The sequence below is a fragment of the Bradyrhizobium sp. G127 genome, assembly GCF_021502575.1.
Taxonomy (GTDB): Bacteria; Pseudomonadota; Alphaproteobacteria; order Rhizobiales; family Xanthobacteraceae; genus Afipia.
Window position 1 is genome coordinate 1,126,875 of the sequence record NZ_JAKFGN010000002.1, and the last position, 13,662, is coordinate 1,140,536.

17 protein-coding genes are annotated in these 13,662 nt (G+C 61.0%); 4 read left to right on the forward strand and 13 right to left on the reverse strand.

The window, feature by feature from the left end:
- Positions 1 to 5 precede the first annotated feature (5 nt).
- Positions 6 to 884: a branched-chain amino acid ABC transporter permease gene (locus tag LVY71_RS17455; protein WP_235101112.1), complete on the reverse strand. Its 879-nt coding sequence runs from the start codon at positions 882 to 884 to the stop codon at positions 6 to 8.
- A 101-nt stretch (positions 885 to 985) separates the two neighbouring features.
- Complete coding sequence (locus LVY71_RS17460) at positions 986 to 2,242, reverse strand: ABC transporter substrate-binding protein (protein ID WP_235101113.1); 1,257 nt, start codon at positions 2,240 to 2,242, stop codon at positions 986 to 988.
- A gap of 177 nt (positions 2,243 to 2,419) precedes the next feature.
- Between LVY71_RS17460 and LVY71_RS17465 the strand changes: the two genes are divergently transcribed.
- Together LVY71_RS17465 and LVY71_RS17470 are read left to right on the forward strand one after the other, a co-directional pair.
- The gene (locus tag LVY71_RS17465) at positions 2,420 to 3,121 is read left to right on the forward strand and encodes a GntR family transcriptional regulator (protein WP_235101114.1); all 702 of its coding nucleotides are present in this window, start codon (positions 2,420 to 2,422) and stop codon (positions 3,119 to 3,121) included.
- 21 nt (positions 3,122 to 3,142) lie between these two features.
- On the forward strand, positions 3,143 to 3,919 hold the full coding sequence (locus LVY71_RS17470) for an SDR family oxidoreductase (RefSeq protein ID WP_235101115.1): 777 nt from the start codon (positions 3,143 to 3,145) through the stop codon (positions 3,917 to 3,919).
- A gap of 1 nt (position 3,920) precedes the next feature.
- Here LVY71_RS17470 and LVY71_RS17475 read toward each other — a convergent pair whose 3' ends face one another.
- A complete protein-coding gene (locus LVY71_RS17475; RefSeq protein WP_235101116.1) occupies positions 3,921 to 4,151 on the reverse strand; it encodes a hypothetical protein in 231 nt (76 codons plus the stop codon).
- Positions 4,152 to 4,411: 260 nt separating this feature from the next.
- Here LVY71_RS17475 and LVY71_RS17480 point away from each other — a divergent pair, with 260 nt between their 5' ends.
- Positions 4,412 to 4,684, forward strand: a complete 273-nt coding sequence (locus tag LVY71_RS17480) for a DUF1488 family protein (RefSeq protein ID WP_235101117.1) — start codon at positions 4,412 to 4,414, stop codon at positions 4,682 to 4,684.
- 6 nt (positions 4,685 to 4,690) lie between these two features.
- Here the strand turns inward: LVY71_RS17480 and phnN are convergent, their stop codons facing one another.
- Genes phnN through phnG form a run of 8 tightly spaced genes read right to left on the reverse strand, consistent with a single transcriptional unit; the run spans position 4,691 to position 11,001 of the window.
- Positions 4,691 to 5,287: a phosphonate metabolism protein/1,5-bisphosphokinase (PRPP-forming) PhnN gene (phnN, locus tag LVY71_RS17485; RefSeq protein WP_235101118.1), complete on the reverse strand. Its 597-nt coding sequence runs from the start codon at positions 5,285 to 5,287 to the stop codon at positions 4,691 to 4,693.
- Positions 5,284 to 6,441 carry an alpha-D-ribose 1-methylphosphonate 5-triphosphate diphosphatase gene (locus LVY71_RS17490; protein WP_235101119.1) on the reverse strand — a complete coding sequence of 386 codons (1,158 nt, stop codon included), beginning with the start codon at positions 6,439 to 6,441 and terminating at the stop codon, positions 5,284 to 5,286. Before LVY71_RS17490 ends, phnN begins: the two co-directional genes overlap by 4 nt.
- Positions 6,442 to 6,452: 11 nt before the next feature.
- A complete protein-coding gene (gene phnL, locus LVY71_RS17495; RefSeq protein ID WP_235101120.1) occupies positions 6,453 to 7,151 on the reverse strand; it encodes a phosphonate C-P lyase system protein PhnL in 699 nt (232 codons plus the stop codon).
- A gap of 7 nt (positions 7,152 to 7,158) precedes the next feature.
- Positions 7,159 to 7,941, reverse strand: a complete 783-nt coding sequence (gene phnK, locus LVY71_RS17500) for a phosphonate C-P lyase system protein PhnK (protein ID WP_235101121.1) — start codon at positions 7,939 to 7,941, stop codon at positions 7,159 to 7,161.
- On the reverse strand, positions 7,941 to 8,816 hold the full coding sequence (locus LVY71_RS17505) for an alpha-D-ribose 1-methylphosphonate 5-phosphate C-P-lyase PhnJ (RefSeq protein WP_235101122.1): 876 nt from the start codon (positions 8,814 to 8,816) through the stop codon (positions 7,941 to 7,943). Before LVY71_RS17505 ends, phnK begins: the two co-directional genes overlap by 1 nt.
- Positions 8,813 to 9,919, reverse strand: a complete 1,107-nt coding sequence (locus LVY71_RS17510; RefSeq protein ID WP_235101123.1) for a carbon-phosphorus lyase complex subunit — start codon at positions 9,917 to 9,919, stop codon at positions 8,813 to 8,815. The genes LVY71_RS17505 and LVY71_RS17510 overlap by 4 nt, the downstream gene beginning before the upstream one ends.
- 3 nt (positions 9,920 to 9,922) lie before the next feature.
- A complete protein-coding gene (gene phnH, locus LVY71_RS17515) occupies positions 9,923 to 10,537 on the reverse strand; it encodes a phosphonate C-P lyase system protein PhnH (protein WP_235101124.1) in 615 nt (204 codons plus the stop codon).
- Positions 10,538 to 10,539: 2 nt separating this feature from the next.
- A complete protein-coding gene (gene phnG, locus LVY71_RS17520) occupies positions 10,540 to 11,001 on the reverse strand; it encodes a phosphonate C-P lyase system protein PhnG (RefSeq protein ID WP_235101125.1) in 462 nt (153 codons plus the stop codon).
- 130 nt (positions 11,002 to 11,131) lie between these two features.
- Between phnG and phnF the strand changes: the two genes are divergently transcribed.
- Complete coding sequence (gene phnF, locus LVY71_RS17525) at positions 11,132 to 11,863, forward strand: phosphonate metabolism transcriptional regulator PhnF (RefSeq protein ID WP_235101126.1); 732 nt, start codon at positions 11,132 to 11,134, stop codon at positions 11,861 to 11,863.
- Between the two features lie 6 nt (positions 11,864 to 11,869).
- On the opposite strand, the gene phnE (LVY71_RS17530) is transcribed toward phnF, so the two are convergent.
- Entirely contained in the window at positions 11,870 to 12,721 is an 852-nt protein-coding gene (gene phnE / locus LVY71_RS17530) for a phosphonate ABC transporter, permease protein PhnE (RefSeq protein ID WP_235101127.1), read from the reverse strand.
- Positions 12,718 to 13,602 (reverse strand): phosphonate ABC transporter, permease protein PhnE, encoded by an 885-nt coding sequence (gene phnE / locus LVY71_RS17535; RefSeq protein WP_235101128.1) that lies wholly within the window; start codon positions 13,600 to 13,602, stop codon positions 12,718 to 12,720. The genes phnE (LVY71_RS17530) and phnE (LVY71_RS17535) overlap by 4 nt, the downstream gene beginning before the upstream one ends.
- Between the last annotated feature and the right edge of the window lie 60 nt (positions 13,603 to 13,662).

A 13,662-nucleotide genomic window follows, 5' to 3' on the forward strand; every position in this document is an offset into this window, starting at 1 on the left:
CGGCCTCACTCGAAGCGGGTGATGCGCTCGCCGAACAGGCCGCGCGGCCTGAACACAAGCACCAGAAGCATAAGGAAGTAGATCGCGGCGGTGGACGCTGCCGAATAGCCGATGCCGACCATAACCCCTTTCACAAGCCCGACCAGCAGCGCAGCAACCACCACGCCCCAGAACGAGCCAAGTCCGCCGATCACCACCACGACGAAGGCTGGCGTGATGATCTCGTTACCCATCGCCGGATGGATCGCATAGATCGGCGCGAGCAAAACTCCGGCCAGACCCGCAAGTCCGATACCGAGCGCCGCGACTGCAGACATATAAGGCTGGAGGGATATACCGAGCGCGCCGACCATGTCGGGATTTTGCACGCCCGCGCGCACCACCCGACCGAATGCGGTCATCCGCAGCAGGAACCAGAGTCCGGCGACGCAGGCGATGGCGATGCCCAGCAGTACAACGCGATAGAACGAATAGATGAAGGAACCAATGGCCACCTGCCCGCGCAGGTCCTGCGGAATCGAATAGGACAACGGCGGCGCTCCAAAAATCATGCGCAACGCCTGCTCTGCGACCATCGCCAGCCCGAAAGTCAGCAGCAGCGAGAGAATGGGATCAGCGCGGTAAAAGCGGGTGAACAACACGCGCTCAATGACGACACCGAGCAGCGCCACGACAACCGGCGACAGCACGAATGCGCCGCTGAAGCCAAGATAGGGCGAGATGACCAGCGTCAGATAGGCGCCAATCGCGAAGAACGCGCCATGTGCAAGATTGACGATGCCGCCGAGCGAGAAGATCAGCGAGAGACCAAGCGCAATCAACAGATAGTAAACGCCGTCGAGCAGTCCGTTCAGAACCTGCTGCGCGAGCAATATGCCGGACATCGTCGTCGCCCCGCGGTCAATGAGCCACGCGCCATATGCGCCAAAACCAGAAAGGAAGGGTGCGATCCTCCGAATGCCCGGAGGATCGCATCAAGTCAGCGTTACGACGGGAACGTACAACTGTTCTCTTCTTTGGTAGCTGCGATGACTTCGAGGTCTTCGCTTGGACCGGGCACGGGAGCACTCGACGAAAAGATGTCCCACTGGTTCTTGATCTGCGCCGCAGGCAGCGCCTTCACGGCGTACATCTCGTGCATCAACTGATGATCAGAGGCGCGGAAATAGCCTGGCCGCGTCTTCAGAAGATCGAACTTCGCGCCCTTCTCGAAGTGCTCGATGATCTTCGGCGATTCCGCCGACTTCAGTTCGTTGATCGACTGCGCCACGATCTTGGTGGCGATATAGTCGCCCCACGCCTGGTTCTCCGGCGGCTTGTTGTATTTCTTGGTGAAGGCCGCGACGAAGGCCTTGGAGCCAGGTGTATCGAGCAGATGATGCCAGACCACCGGCCATGTACCGACGAAGTTACCCTTGCCTGCCGCCCAGGCCAGCGCCGTATCGAAGCCGAAGCCGCCGACCGGATAGGTCAGACCGAATTCGGCATACTGCTTGAGGAAATTAGTGATCTGGTTTCCGGCGAGGTTGATCACCACGAGATCGGGCTTGGAGTCCCGGATCTTGAGCAGATAGGCCGAGAAGTCCGTTGCGTCGGTTGGCACCAGATCGTCGCCGGCAAACTGCCCGCCGTTGCCTTCCATGAACCGCTTGGCGACGCGCAGCAGATCGTGACCGAACGCATAGTCCGCCGTCAGCGAGTACCACTTCTTGCCCTTGACCAAGCCTTCCTGAAGGAACGAGCGCCCGACGGTCTTCACATACATCGAGTTCTGCGATTCGACATGGAACATATAGCGCTGGCAATCCTTGCCACGCAGCGCGTCGGAGTTGCCGCCGGTATTGATGAACAGTGTCTTGTTGCGCGATGCGACCTGCGCGATGGTAAGGCACGATGCCGACGAGATTTCGCCGATGATGCACGCGACCTTGTCGCGCTCGATCATGCGTTCCGCCTTGGTCGACGCGGTCTGCGGATTGACCGAGTCTTCCTTCAGCAGTTCCACCTTGCGGCCCATCACGCCGCCTGCGGCGTTGATTTCTTCCACCGCAAGATCCGCAGCCATCACGCCGTATTCGCCGAGTGGCCCGAGAAAGCCGGTACGCGGCGTGAGGTGACCGAAACGAATGACGTCGGCCGACTGAGCGCGCAGGATCGACGGTGCGGATAGTCCCGACACCAGCGCGAGGCCGCCGGCGGTCTTCAGCAAACGACGTCGCGTGAGTTTATCCTTGATCGACATAAGCCATCCTCCCTGTGACGGCCGCGTTTTGCGGCGCTTATTTCCGGCCGGGCGCTGCGCGATTGTTGGGCGCTTATATCGCTTGCCGTGATCTGTGATCACACTTAGACTGACAAACGAACATCGCCTTGTCGAGTCCCTTGTTGCGTTATTTGCACGCCCGCAGGATCAACGGTCATGAACCGCCCCGCCGCCCTTGATCTGGTTGAGCCGCTCGACCGGCAGACATTGGGCGGTCGCGCCTATGCGCAACTCTCTGATCTCCTGATTTCCGGCCGGATGGCGCCGGGCGAGAAGATATCGCTGCGCCAGGCCGCAGAAGTGCTCGGTGTTTCGATCATGCCGGTGCGTGAAGCCGTCTCGCGACTCGTCGCCGATGGTGCGCTCGAGGTCACACCCAATCGGGCGGTGCGCGTGCGTTTGATGACCGCGGCGCAGTTTCGTGATCTGACGCAGGCACGCATCGTCATCGAAGGCCACGTCGCAGCCCTCGCAGCCAAGAATCGCAATGATGCCGATCTCAAATCGATCGCGCGGGCGGAAACCGCAATGCGCGCCGAAAGCCGCGCGGCCAAACCCAATCTGCCCCGCGCTGTCGAGCTCAACAAATCATTTCATTTCGCGGTCTATGAGGCGTCGCATTCGGCAACGCTGGGGGAAATCATCCGCGCGTTGTGGCTCAAGGCGGGCCCGGTCATCAATCTCGACCTGCGCGCCAACCCGGAGCGGCTGGCAAAGGGCGACGCCGTGCGTTTCCACGCCAACGTGCTGGCCGCCATTACGGCGGGTGACGAGGCGGGCGCGCGCGAGGGAATTGCAGCCGACATCAGCAGCGCGGCGGAGGTCATCCTGTCGCGCGGCGGTCTTGCCGAACAATAACAATCATCGTCAGGAGACGGCATGAACCTCGATATCAAGGGACTGCGGGTGCTGGTGACGGCGGGCGCCAACGGAATTGGACTCGCCATCGCGCGAGCCTTTGCCGGCGAAGGCGCAAAAGTTCATGTTTGCGATGTGGATACGTCCGCGCTTGCAGCGCTGAAGACCAGCGATCCAATGCTGACGCAAACGGTCTGCGACGTCTCCGATCGCGCCGCAGTGAAAGCATTGTTTACGGAAGCGGCCACCGTGCTCAGCGGACTCGATGTGCTGATCAACAATGCCGGCATTGCCGGGCCGACGGCGAAGGTCGAGGAGATGAATCCCGAGGATTGGGATCGCTGCCTCGATATTTGCCTCACCGGACAATTCAACTGTACGCGGCTGGCAGTGCCCTTGCTGCGCGAAAGCAAGAACGCCTCGATCGTCAATATCTCGTCGGCGGCCGGACGTCTCGGTTTCGCGATGCGAACGCCTTACGCCGCCGCCAAATGGGGCGTGATCGGATTCACGAAATCTCTGGCCATCGAACTCGGACCGGACAATATCCGCGTCAACGCAATCCTGCCGGGCCTCGTCGCAGGCGACAGGCAGCGCCGCGTGCTGGAGGCCAAGGCCCAACAGCGCGGCATCTCGTTTGCCGAGATGGAGCGAACGGCATTTTCCTATACATCGATCAAGGACTATGTGACGCCGCAGCAGCTCGCGGACCAGATCGTCTTCATGTGCAGCCCGCGCGGCAAAACCATTTCCGGCCAAGCCATCTCGATCTGCGGCGACACGCAGATGCTGGGCTAACTCAGAACGGCGCCGACCAATTCTTCGTCGCGGCGTCGTAGGTTTGCACTTTCAGCATCTGGAACTTTGCTTTCAGCTTCCGGGCCGCCTCTTCAGCAGCCTCGAGCGAGGCGAACCATGTCTTGAAGTGTCCATCGACGACAAGAATGAAACCCTCGGTCGGCGGAAGGTCCGCGCGCGACGGCTTGCTCGGTGGCGCTTCTTCGACGGTCGTGAGTACGGGTTTTTTCAAGGAATGGCTCTTTCTGCCGGGGTGTTCGGGGTTGAATCCGCTATCTGTTGTTTAACATGGGCACGAATTGCTCAAATACAACGCGGCTATCGCTTTTTCGGCCCTGCAGCGACATGCATGAATAAGCCGGTGGCTATTTCACCCGGAAGAGCGCATTGTTCGGCCAGTATCCTTACAACAATGCATGGACGTCTGCGACTTCGAATTCAACGGCAATTCGAAAGATAATGTCCGCTTGTGGACGACCGGGAAAGACGGAAATGACTATTTCGCAAGGCTCGTTCCGATCCTACGACTTCAACCGGATGGTTGTGCTCTTCTCAATGATGAATGAGCAGATGGAAGTGTCTTGTGCAATCAGCACGGCCGCTATGGACCACATTGAAGGTACAAAATCGATCAAGCCTGAGCACCGGGAAGCGCAGTACTTCAGGCTACGCGCCAGGATCGATGCCCGCGCCGAGGCAAAACTTCTTGCCACCGAATTTGAAGGCAATCCCCCGGGAATCGTTCTGAGAAGCATTGATTTTTGAGATTGGTCAGGCGACGCCGCGCTCTCCAACGCACTGAACTGCTCTCAACAAGTCGGTGGCGTGATCTTCCGCAGGCCCGATATTATTGATGACGATATCAGGCGCAGCGGTCACGACCGCTCGGCGCAGCCTGTCATCAAGCCGGCCATCGCTCGGACGCGCCCGCGCAGCAAGTCTCTCCGCAAGGACCTCCTCCGGAGCTGTCACCAAAACCACCGTGACATTGACATATGACCGCCGGGCAGATTCGACGATCGTGCGCGACACGTTCACAACCACGACATGACCCGCGCGAATATCATCGGCGATGGAATTCAATAGACCGTAACGCAGACCATGCGCCTCCCACTGGAAGGCGAAATCACCGTGCGCCAACATCTGGCCGAACTGGATCTGGCTGACCGCATCATTGTTCTCGTGAGACGACGCTTCCCGCGTCACCACGCGTTGCGGGAAGACAACATTGCTGTCGCCTTTGCAGGCCGCCTGCACCAGTCCGATCAGCGTGTCCTTTCCCGCGCCGCTAGGACCCACGATGAGAATCAGCCGACCCGGCCCGATCAGGTCCGTGCGATGGGCCGACTGAGTTGCAATGTCGGTCATGCGACGCGGTGCCCTTCGCGCCACACGCTGCGCACGACAGGCAGATCCCGGGCGAGGTGTACGCGGATCAGATCGGCGCGCTTGCCGGCAGCAATCTCTCCTCTGTCCGACAAACCAACGGCTTCCGCCGCCGTCTTGGTCACGGTCCGCACCGCAGCTGCCAGATCAATCGCCGGCACATGCTTCGGCAATTGCAGCGCGGCCATCAGCAGGCTGGACGGAATGTAATCAGACGACATGATGTCCAGCAGACCTTCGCGGGCCATATCCACCGCAGCGATGTTTCCGGAATGCGAGCCGCCGCGCACGACGTTCGGTGCGCCCATCAGCACGTGAATCCCTGCCTGATGCAATCCGCGCGCCGCCTCCATCGTGGTCGGAAATTCGGCCACCGATACGCGATCGCGGATCGCATCCGCCACATTCTCCTCGGTGGTGTCGTCATGACTGGCGAGCGGAATATCGTAGCTGTGAGCCAACGCGACGATCTCGCGCATGTTGGCTTCGCCATAGGTCTTTTGATAGAAAAAGCGCCGCTCGAACATGACATCAAGTTGCGCGTCGGTGAGACCGCCGCTCTTGCCGCGATAGTAATCGCGCAGCTTGCCCTCGTCGCGAAACTGGCGCTGGCCCGGCGTGTGATCCATCAGCGACATCAGGCGAATATCGGGCCGACCTACAAGCTCCTTGGCCTCCTCGACAACGCTGGGCATCGGAATTTCGCAGCGTAGATGCAGGAAATGCTCGGCGCGGAGCAGCCCGCCATCGCGTGCCGTGGAGATCGCCCCCGCAAGAATCCCGGCCTGTCCGTCGACATCGTCGGCACCTTCTTCGCGCCAGACGCGCAACGAATCCAGTACGGTGGTGATACCGCTGGTCGCAAGCTGTCCGTCATAGGACACCACCGCAGCCACCGGGTCCCAGAGCACTTTTGGCCGCGGCACATAATGGGCTTCGAGGTGATCGGTATGCAGTTCGATCAGTCCCGGCATCAGCAGGTCGCCGCGCAAATCCTCGCCGCGCTCCGGCGCATCCCCCTCACCCACATCCGCGATCCTGCCATCCACAACCGCGACCCAGCCGCGCTCGATCACGCGGTCCTTCAGCACCACCTGCGCATTGCTGAAAACAGCGTCGTTTCGTTCAGAAGTCATATCGTCCCTTTTCACGCCGCGGCCGCGAACGAGGTCACATCAATTGTGCGATCGGCAATCAGTTGGCGCACGTCGTCATCATGAACGATGGCAATCATCGCCACATGGCGCTGTTTCTTCTCGGCAATCAGATCAACCACGATTTTGCGGTTAATGCCATCGAGCGATGCGGTCGGTTCATCCAGCAGCAGGATCGGCTTATCCGAGATGAATCCGCGCGCGATGTTAACGCGCTGCTGCTCGCCGCCGGAAAACGTCGACGGCGGCAGGGTCCATAGCCGCTCCGCGATATTGAGACGGCGCAGCAGCGCCCGTGCGCGCTCGCGCGCCTCGTCCCGCGCAATGCCATTAGCGATTAGCGGTTCGGCAACGACGTCGATCGTCGCAACGCGCGGCACGGCGCGTAGAAACTGGCTCACATAACCAATGGTTTGGCGACGAACGCGGAGAATATCACGCGGCGCGGCGCTGGCGATGTCCATCACTCCGCCATTGTGACGCACAGTGATGCGTCCGGCGTCACAGCGGTAGTTCCCGAAGAGCATTTTCAGAATCGATGATTTCCCCGCGCCGGACGGGCCGGACAGCACAACGCACTCGCCTGCATTCACCTGCATGGTGACGCCGGACACGACCGGCAGCCGCACCCCGTTCTGCAAGTGCATGGTGAAGGTTTTTGCAGCACTGGAAATGTCGATCATTGGAGACATACTGTCCTCACGCGGGCAAAATCGAGGAAACGAGGAGTTGAGTATAAGGCTGGTGCGGGTCGTCGAGCACCTGATCGGTAAGCCCCGTTTCGATCACCTTGCCGCCCTTCATCACCATCACTCGATGCGACAGCAGCCGCGCCACCGCGAGATCGTGGGTGACGATGATGACCGCGAGTCCGAGTTCGTTGACCAGCCCGCGCACCAGATCGAGCAGCCGCGCCTGTACGGAAACATCAAGGCCGCCCGTCGGCTCATCCATGAAGACAAGGCGCGGCTCGGTGACCAGGTTGCGCGCGATCTGCAATCGCTGCCGCATGCCCCCGGAATAGATTTTCGGCGCGTCGTCGATCCGATCAGGTGAAATCTCGACGCGCTCCAGCCATGAGGATGAGGTTTCGCGAATCTTGCCGTAATGGTTCCAGCCCACTGCCATCAGCCGCTCGCCGACATTGGCCCCGGCGGACACAGCCATCCGCAGCCCCATCGCCGGATCCTGATGCACATAGCCCCAGTCCGTGCGGAACAGAAAACGCCGCTCTGCTTCGCCGAGCGCAGCGAGATCGCGGGTGACGCCATCGCGCATCCGATACGAAACGCGCCCCCTGCTCGGCTGCAATTGCGTCGAAAGCATTTGCAACAGCGTCGACTTGCCCGAGCCGGATTCGCCGACGATGGCAAGCACCTCGCCCGGATAGAGTTCGAACGACACCTTGTCGCAGGCGAGTTGCCGCCCATAGGACTTGCTCAGGCCTTCGCAGACAAGCAGTGGCTGATCGTCGTCGCGCATCATGTCACCTGATGGTCGGCGCCGAAGCCGGCGCCCTGATGGCCGTCCGCACGGCGGGTCTCGCAGTAATCCGTGTCGGAACACACGAACATTCGCCCGCCCTTGTCGTCGACCACGACCTCATCGAGATAGGACGTATCCGATCCGCACAATGCGCAAGGTGCATCGAAGCGATAGATCTCGAACGGATGATCCTCGAAATCGAGCGACGTCACTTTTGTATAGGGCGGGATCGCATAGATGCGCTTCTCACGCCCCGCACCAAACAGCTGCAGCGCCGCGCAATCGTCCATCTTCGGGTTGTCGAATTTTGGCGTCGGCGATGGGTCCATTACATAGCGCTCATTGACCTTCACCGGATAAGCATAGGTCGTCGCGATGTGCCCGTGGCGCGCAATGTCCTCGTACAGCTTGACATGCATTAGCCCGTATTCACCAAGCGCATGCATGCGCCGGGTCTCGGTCTCGCGCGGCTCGAGGAACCGCAGCGGTTCCGGAATCGGTACCTGATAGACCAGCACCTGATTGTCGTTCAGCGCAGTCTCTGGAATGCGATGCCGTGTTTGAATCACGGTGGCGTCGGACGTCACCGTGGTGGTTTTCACGCCAGCGGTCTTCTCGAAGAACTTGCGGATCGAGATCGCGTTGGTGGTGTCGTCGGAACCCTGGTCGATCACCTTCAGCGTGTCGTCCTGACCGAGGATCGCCGCCGTCACCTGCACGCCCCCAGTACCCCAGCCATAAGGCATCGGCATCTCGCGGCTCGCAAACGGCACCTGATAGCCGGGAATAGCGATGGCCTTCAAGATGGCACGGCGGATCATCCGCTTGGTCTGCTCGTCGAGATAGGCGAAATTGTAAACCGGCGCGTTCATTCGGCGGCCTCCGCCAGCGTTGCGTCGCTGTCCTTCGCGGCCTCGAATTCCTTGCGCAGCTTCCGCAGTAGTCCGAGTTCGGACTGGAAGTCGACATAGTGCGGCAGCTTCAGGTGCTCGACGAAGCCCGTGGCCTGCACATTGTCGGAATGCGACATCACGAATTCCTCGTCCTGTGCCGGCGAACCCGCTTCCTCGCCGAGTTCGCGCGCGCGCAGCGAGCGATCCACCAGCGCCATCGACATAGTCTTACGCTCGCTCTGGCCGAACGCCAGGCCATAGCCGCGCGTAAAGCACGGCGCTTCGGTGGCCGAGCCCTTAAACTGATTGACCATCTGACATTCCGTCAGCGTGATCGAACCCAGCGGAACAGCAAACCCAGCGTCTTCCGCGAAGAACTCGACCTCCACTTCGCCGAAACGGATTTCACCGGCGAATGGATGAGTCCGGCCGAAACCACGCTGGGTCGAGTAGCCCAGCGCCAACAGAAATCCCTCGTCACCGCGCGCAAGGCTTTGCAGCCGCAGGTCGCGATCCGCCGGAAAGCTCAGCGGCTCGCGAGTCAGGTCGCCAACCGGCTGATCCGGATTTGCCTCGGGCGACGGCTCGATCAGACCGTCCGCGCCGAGAATATCGGTGACGCGCGGCATCGACGCATCCCCGGCGATACCTTGCGTCGGCGCAGGGATCGCTGCGTCTTCCGTCAGCGATGGATCGAGCAGGCGGTGAGTGTAGTCGAATGTCGGTCCGAGGATCTGCCCGCCCGGCACGTCCTTGAAGGTGGACGAGATGCGGCGGCGGATCTGCATGCTGCCGGTGTCGAGCGGTTCGGTCGCACCAAATCTTGGCAATGTGGCGCGGAATGCGCGCAGCAGAAAGATCGCCTCGATCAGATCACCCCTTGCCTGCTTGATCGCCAGCGCGGCCAAGTCGCGGTCATAGAGCGAACCTTCGATCATGACGCGATCGACCGCCAGCGTAAGCTGTCCGGAGATTTGCTTGAGCGTAAGATCGGGGATTGTCGGATCGCCACGGCGTTCATGCGCCAGAAGTTGATGAGCATTTTCGATGGCGCGTTCGCCGCCCTTGACCGCAACATACATGGCTCAGACCTTCCCTGCGGAAACCTGCGTGCTGCGCGGCAACGCCACGACGTCGTGGCCGCAGACCATCAACAAATCGACCCCGCGCGGAAACAGCGCGCGATTGGCCTTCATGCGTTCGACAAAATCGGACGGCAGCCCCCCCGCGTGCAACGACGATGTGCCGCGAATGCCCGGACCGCTGAGGATCAGTTCCGGCCCTTCGGAGAAGGTATCGACCTGGACCACCAGCGTCGCCGAGCGATCCGGATATTCCGGCGTTCCAAGCGCGAAGGATTCGAAGTCGGGCAACGCTGCACCATTGTGAATTAAAGCAAAGGCAGCAATTGAGGCGTCATCTGTCAGCGGCGCACCAGTCTGGAAGCGCAGCCATGATGCGATGTCGGTTTCAGCTTCCAACCGCTGGCCGAGCCAGACTGGCGTATCGTGGTCGAACAGGGTCAGCGCGATAGCGGCCGTAGCAGGCACCAATAGCGGCGGCGCGTTCACACCATCGGTGATTGTCTGCACCGAACCGGGACGCGCCAGCGCATCCATCACGCAACGAAACACCGCTTGAGACGATGATACCGGCCTGGCGAATCCCGTTCCTGCGTCCAGCTTTGCATGAAGCGCCATGGTTAGTTCTCGCCTCTTACCAAGGTGTAGAAATCGACCCGTGTCGCGGCGGTTTCCGCTGCCTGTTCGGCGAGCGCCGCGTCTCGTTCCCTACGCAGTGGGGCAACAACAGCCTGTTCGATCTCGCTCTTGAAGCTCTCGCTCTGGATCAGCGCATCGCACAGTGCGATCAGCCTTGCCTTCTCGCCGTCGCGTCCCAGCACATAGCCGAAGCCGACCTCGCCTGAGACCAGCCGCACTGCCGCGCGCGAAACACTGGCTTCACCAAGATTGAACGGCGCGCCATCACCGCCGATCCGGCCGCGCACCATAACGAGGCCCCTCTCCGGCTGGCGAACCACCTGATGTGCAGGAATCTCAAGTGCGTCGAGACAGGCCGCGATCCGTTCCGTCGGAGTGTGCGCAAGCACTGACATGGCGTCGCGGCGCAGACTCTGCTCGGGGCCTATCTGCGGTTGGATCATCTGCACCTTGCCGAATCTAAGTTGTCTATGTTATTAGACAACTTCGTAAGGCATCGCCATGACAATCTGGTGACATCGGGATGATTTTCATAGAACCGGGCATCGGGTGCCGCCGTGTGCGGGCGCGAGCATGAGTCTGTCTGAAGACAGCGGCTCCGGCGTCGCCCTGTGGCGGCGCGTGGCGGATTCCATCGAGCAGTCCATTGCCAACGGAACCTATCCGCACGACACGCGCCTTCCCGGCGAAATGGAGATCGCGGAGATTCACCGCGTCAACCGCCATACGGTGCGCCGCGCGCTGGCGGCGCTGGCCGAGCGCGGACTGGTACGCGCCGAACGCGGCAGCGGCACCTATGTGGAAGCGCCGCGAATCTCCTACCCCCTTCGCTCGCGCACGCGCTTTTCCGAAATCGTCGGCGCCGGCGGCCAGGAAGCAGACGGCAAGTTGCTGCATTCGTCGATCGAACCCGCGTCGCAGGATCTGGCGAAGCGGCTAGGTGTCAAGACCGGGGCATCGCTGCTGCGGATCGACGCACTGCGCATGGCGGACAGGATTCCGATTTGCGTTGGCACCACATGGATGGAAGCAGCCCGCTTCCCTGATGGTGGACACGTCTATGAAAGGAAGCGCTCGACAACCAAACTGCTGACGCACTTCGGTGTGCGCGACTACCGCCGAGAATGGACCAACGTTACCGCAGCCATCGTGGATGCCGCCGATGCAGCCCGGCTCGATCTCGCTCTCGGTCGTCCGGTGCTGGTGGTCGACAGCCTTGATACGGAGCCGGACGGCAAGCCGCTGCTCACCACCCGCGCACGCTTCGCTGCGGAACGGGTGCAGTTCGTAATCGAAAACCAATAGCTGAAATCAGTGCCGCGCTTCGCCGGCGCGACCGATGATGGCAAAACGCAGCCGGCTCGAAATGAAATCAATGACCGCGACCGCGATCAGGATCATCAGTACCAACGTTGAGACCTTCTGCCATTCCAGTACACGGATCTGCTCGGCCAGTTGCAGGCCGATGCCACCGGCCCCGACGATGCCGATGATGGTGGCCGAACGGGTATTGGATTCGATGTAGTATAGTATCTGTCCCGCCAGCACCGGCAGCACCTGCGGCATCAGGCCGAAGCGGATCTCGTGCAGCTTGCTGCCGCCCGCCGCACGGATGCCCTCAACCTGCTTGTGGTCGCCGCCCTCGATCGCTTCCGAAAACAACTTGCCGAATGCACCGAAATCCGATGTGGCGATGGCCAGCACACCCGCGAAGGGTCCGAGGCCCACCACATTGATCCAGACCAGCGCCCAGATCAGCGTATCGATCCCGCGGATCGAATCGAGGAACCGCCGCACCGGAAAGCGCAGGAAGATCGAGGGAATGATGTTTTTCGCCGCCAGCAGACTGAACGGCAGCGCCAGCAACGCGCCGAGCAACGTGCCGAGAAACGCGATCGAGAGCGTCTCCCCCATGGCGTGAAGATATGTCGGCAGTGACGAGCCTGGGTCCGGCGGGATCATTAGCAGAATGAACCAGCCGAGTTGCCGTGTGCCGACGATCAGGCGCTCGAGCGAGAAGTCCAGATACCAGCAACCGAACACGAACAGCGCAAGCGCTACAGAGGCGGCTGCGAAAGCCTTTCGTCGCGCCGAGCGCGAGCCGTGAAAAAGCTCCGGATACTTCGCAACAATGACTGAGGCATTCTGAACCGCCGGGGTCACGAGCGCCTCCCTGGTCCGAACAGCCGCCCGCGCAGCCAGCCGGTGCAGACGTCAATGAGGAAGATCGTTATGATGATCATCAGCAGGATGGCGCTAACGTCGGAATAAAAGAACTTGCGCACCGCGACCACGAGTTCTTGCCCGATACCGCCAGCGCCGACGAAGCCCATCACCGAAGCCTCGCGCACATTGATCTCGAACCGCAGCAGCGAATAACTCGCGAATCCCGGCATCACCTGCGGAAGTACCGCGAAGCGCATGCTCGACATCCAGCTTGCACCGGTGGAGCGGACGCCTTCCAGCGGCTTCATATCGATGTTCTCGACTTGCTCCGAATAGAGCTTTCCGAGCGCGCCGACCGAATGGATCGCGATGGCAAGAACGCCCGCCATCGGTCCCAGCCCGAAGGCGATCACAAAGATCAAGGCAAACACGATACCGGGAACGGTGCGGCAGAATTCCAGAAACCGGCGCACGACAAACCGCGCCACCGGATGCGGCGACACATTGGCGGCGGCGAAGAAATTCAGGCAGAACGCGCCAACCGCGCCGATGCCGGTACCCACGTAGCTGAGCAGCAGCGTTTCCGCCAGCAGCTTCAGCCATTTCTGCCAGCCCCAGAACCATTCGGCGGGATCGGTCCAAACCCGCTTGCCGGTATCGAGATTGAGAATGCGGTCGAAATAGCCGACAAAGTTGCCGATCTTCTCGACGAAGGTTTTCGGCGCTACCTCCGCACCGAGTCCCGCGACGATCAGCAGCCCCACAAAGACGATGAGCCCCGCGATGAACCGCAACCGCTTGCGGGCGACGGTTGCATCATACGCAGCTTCGAGTGCTGCGATCTGCTGGGGCGGGTAGCTGGAAAGGCTGATCGTCAAGGAAAGGATGCTCTATGAGCCGAAAGAGAAAGGGCTGGACGGAAATCGTCCAGCCCGTGC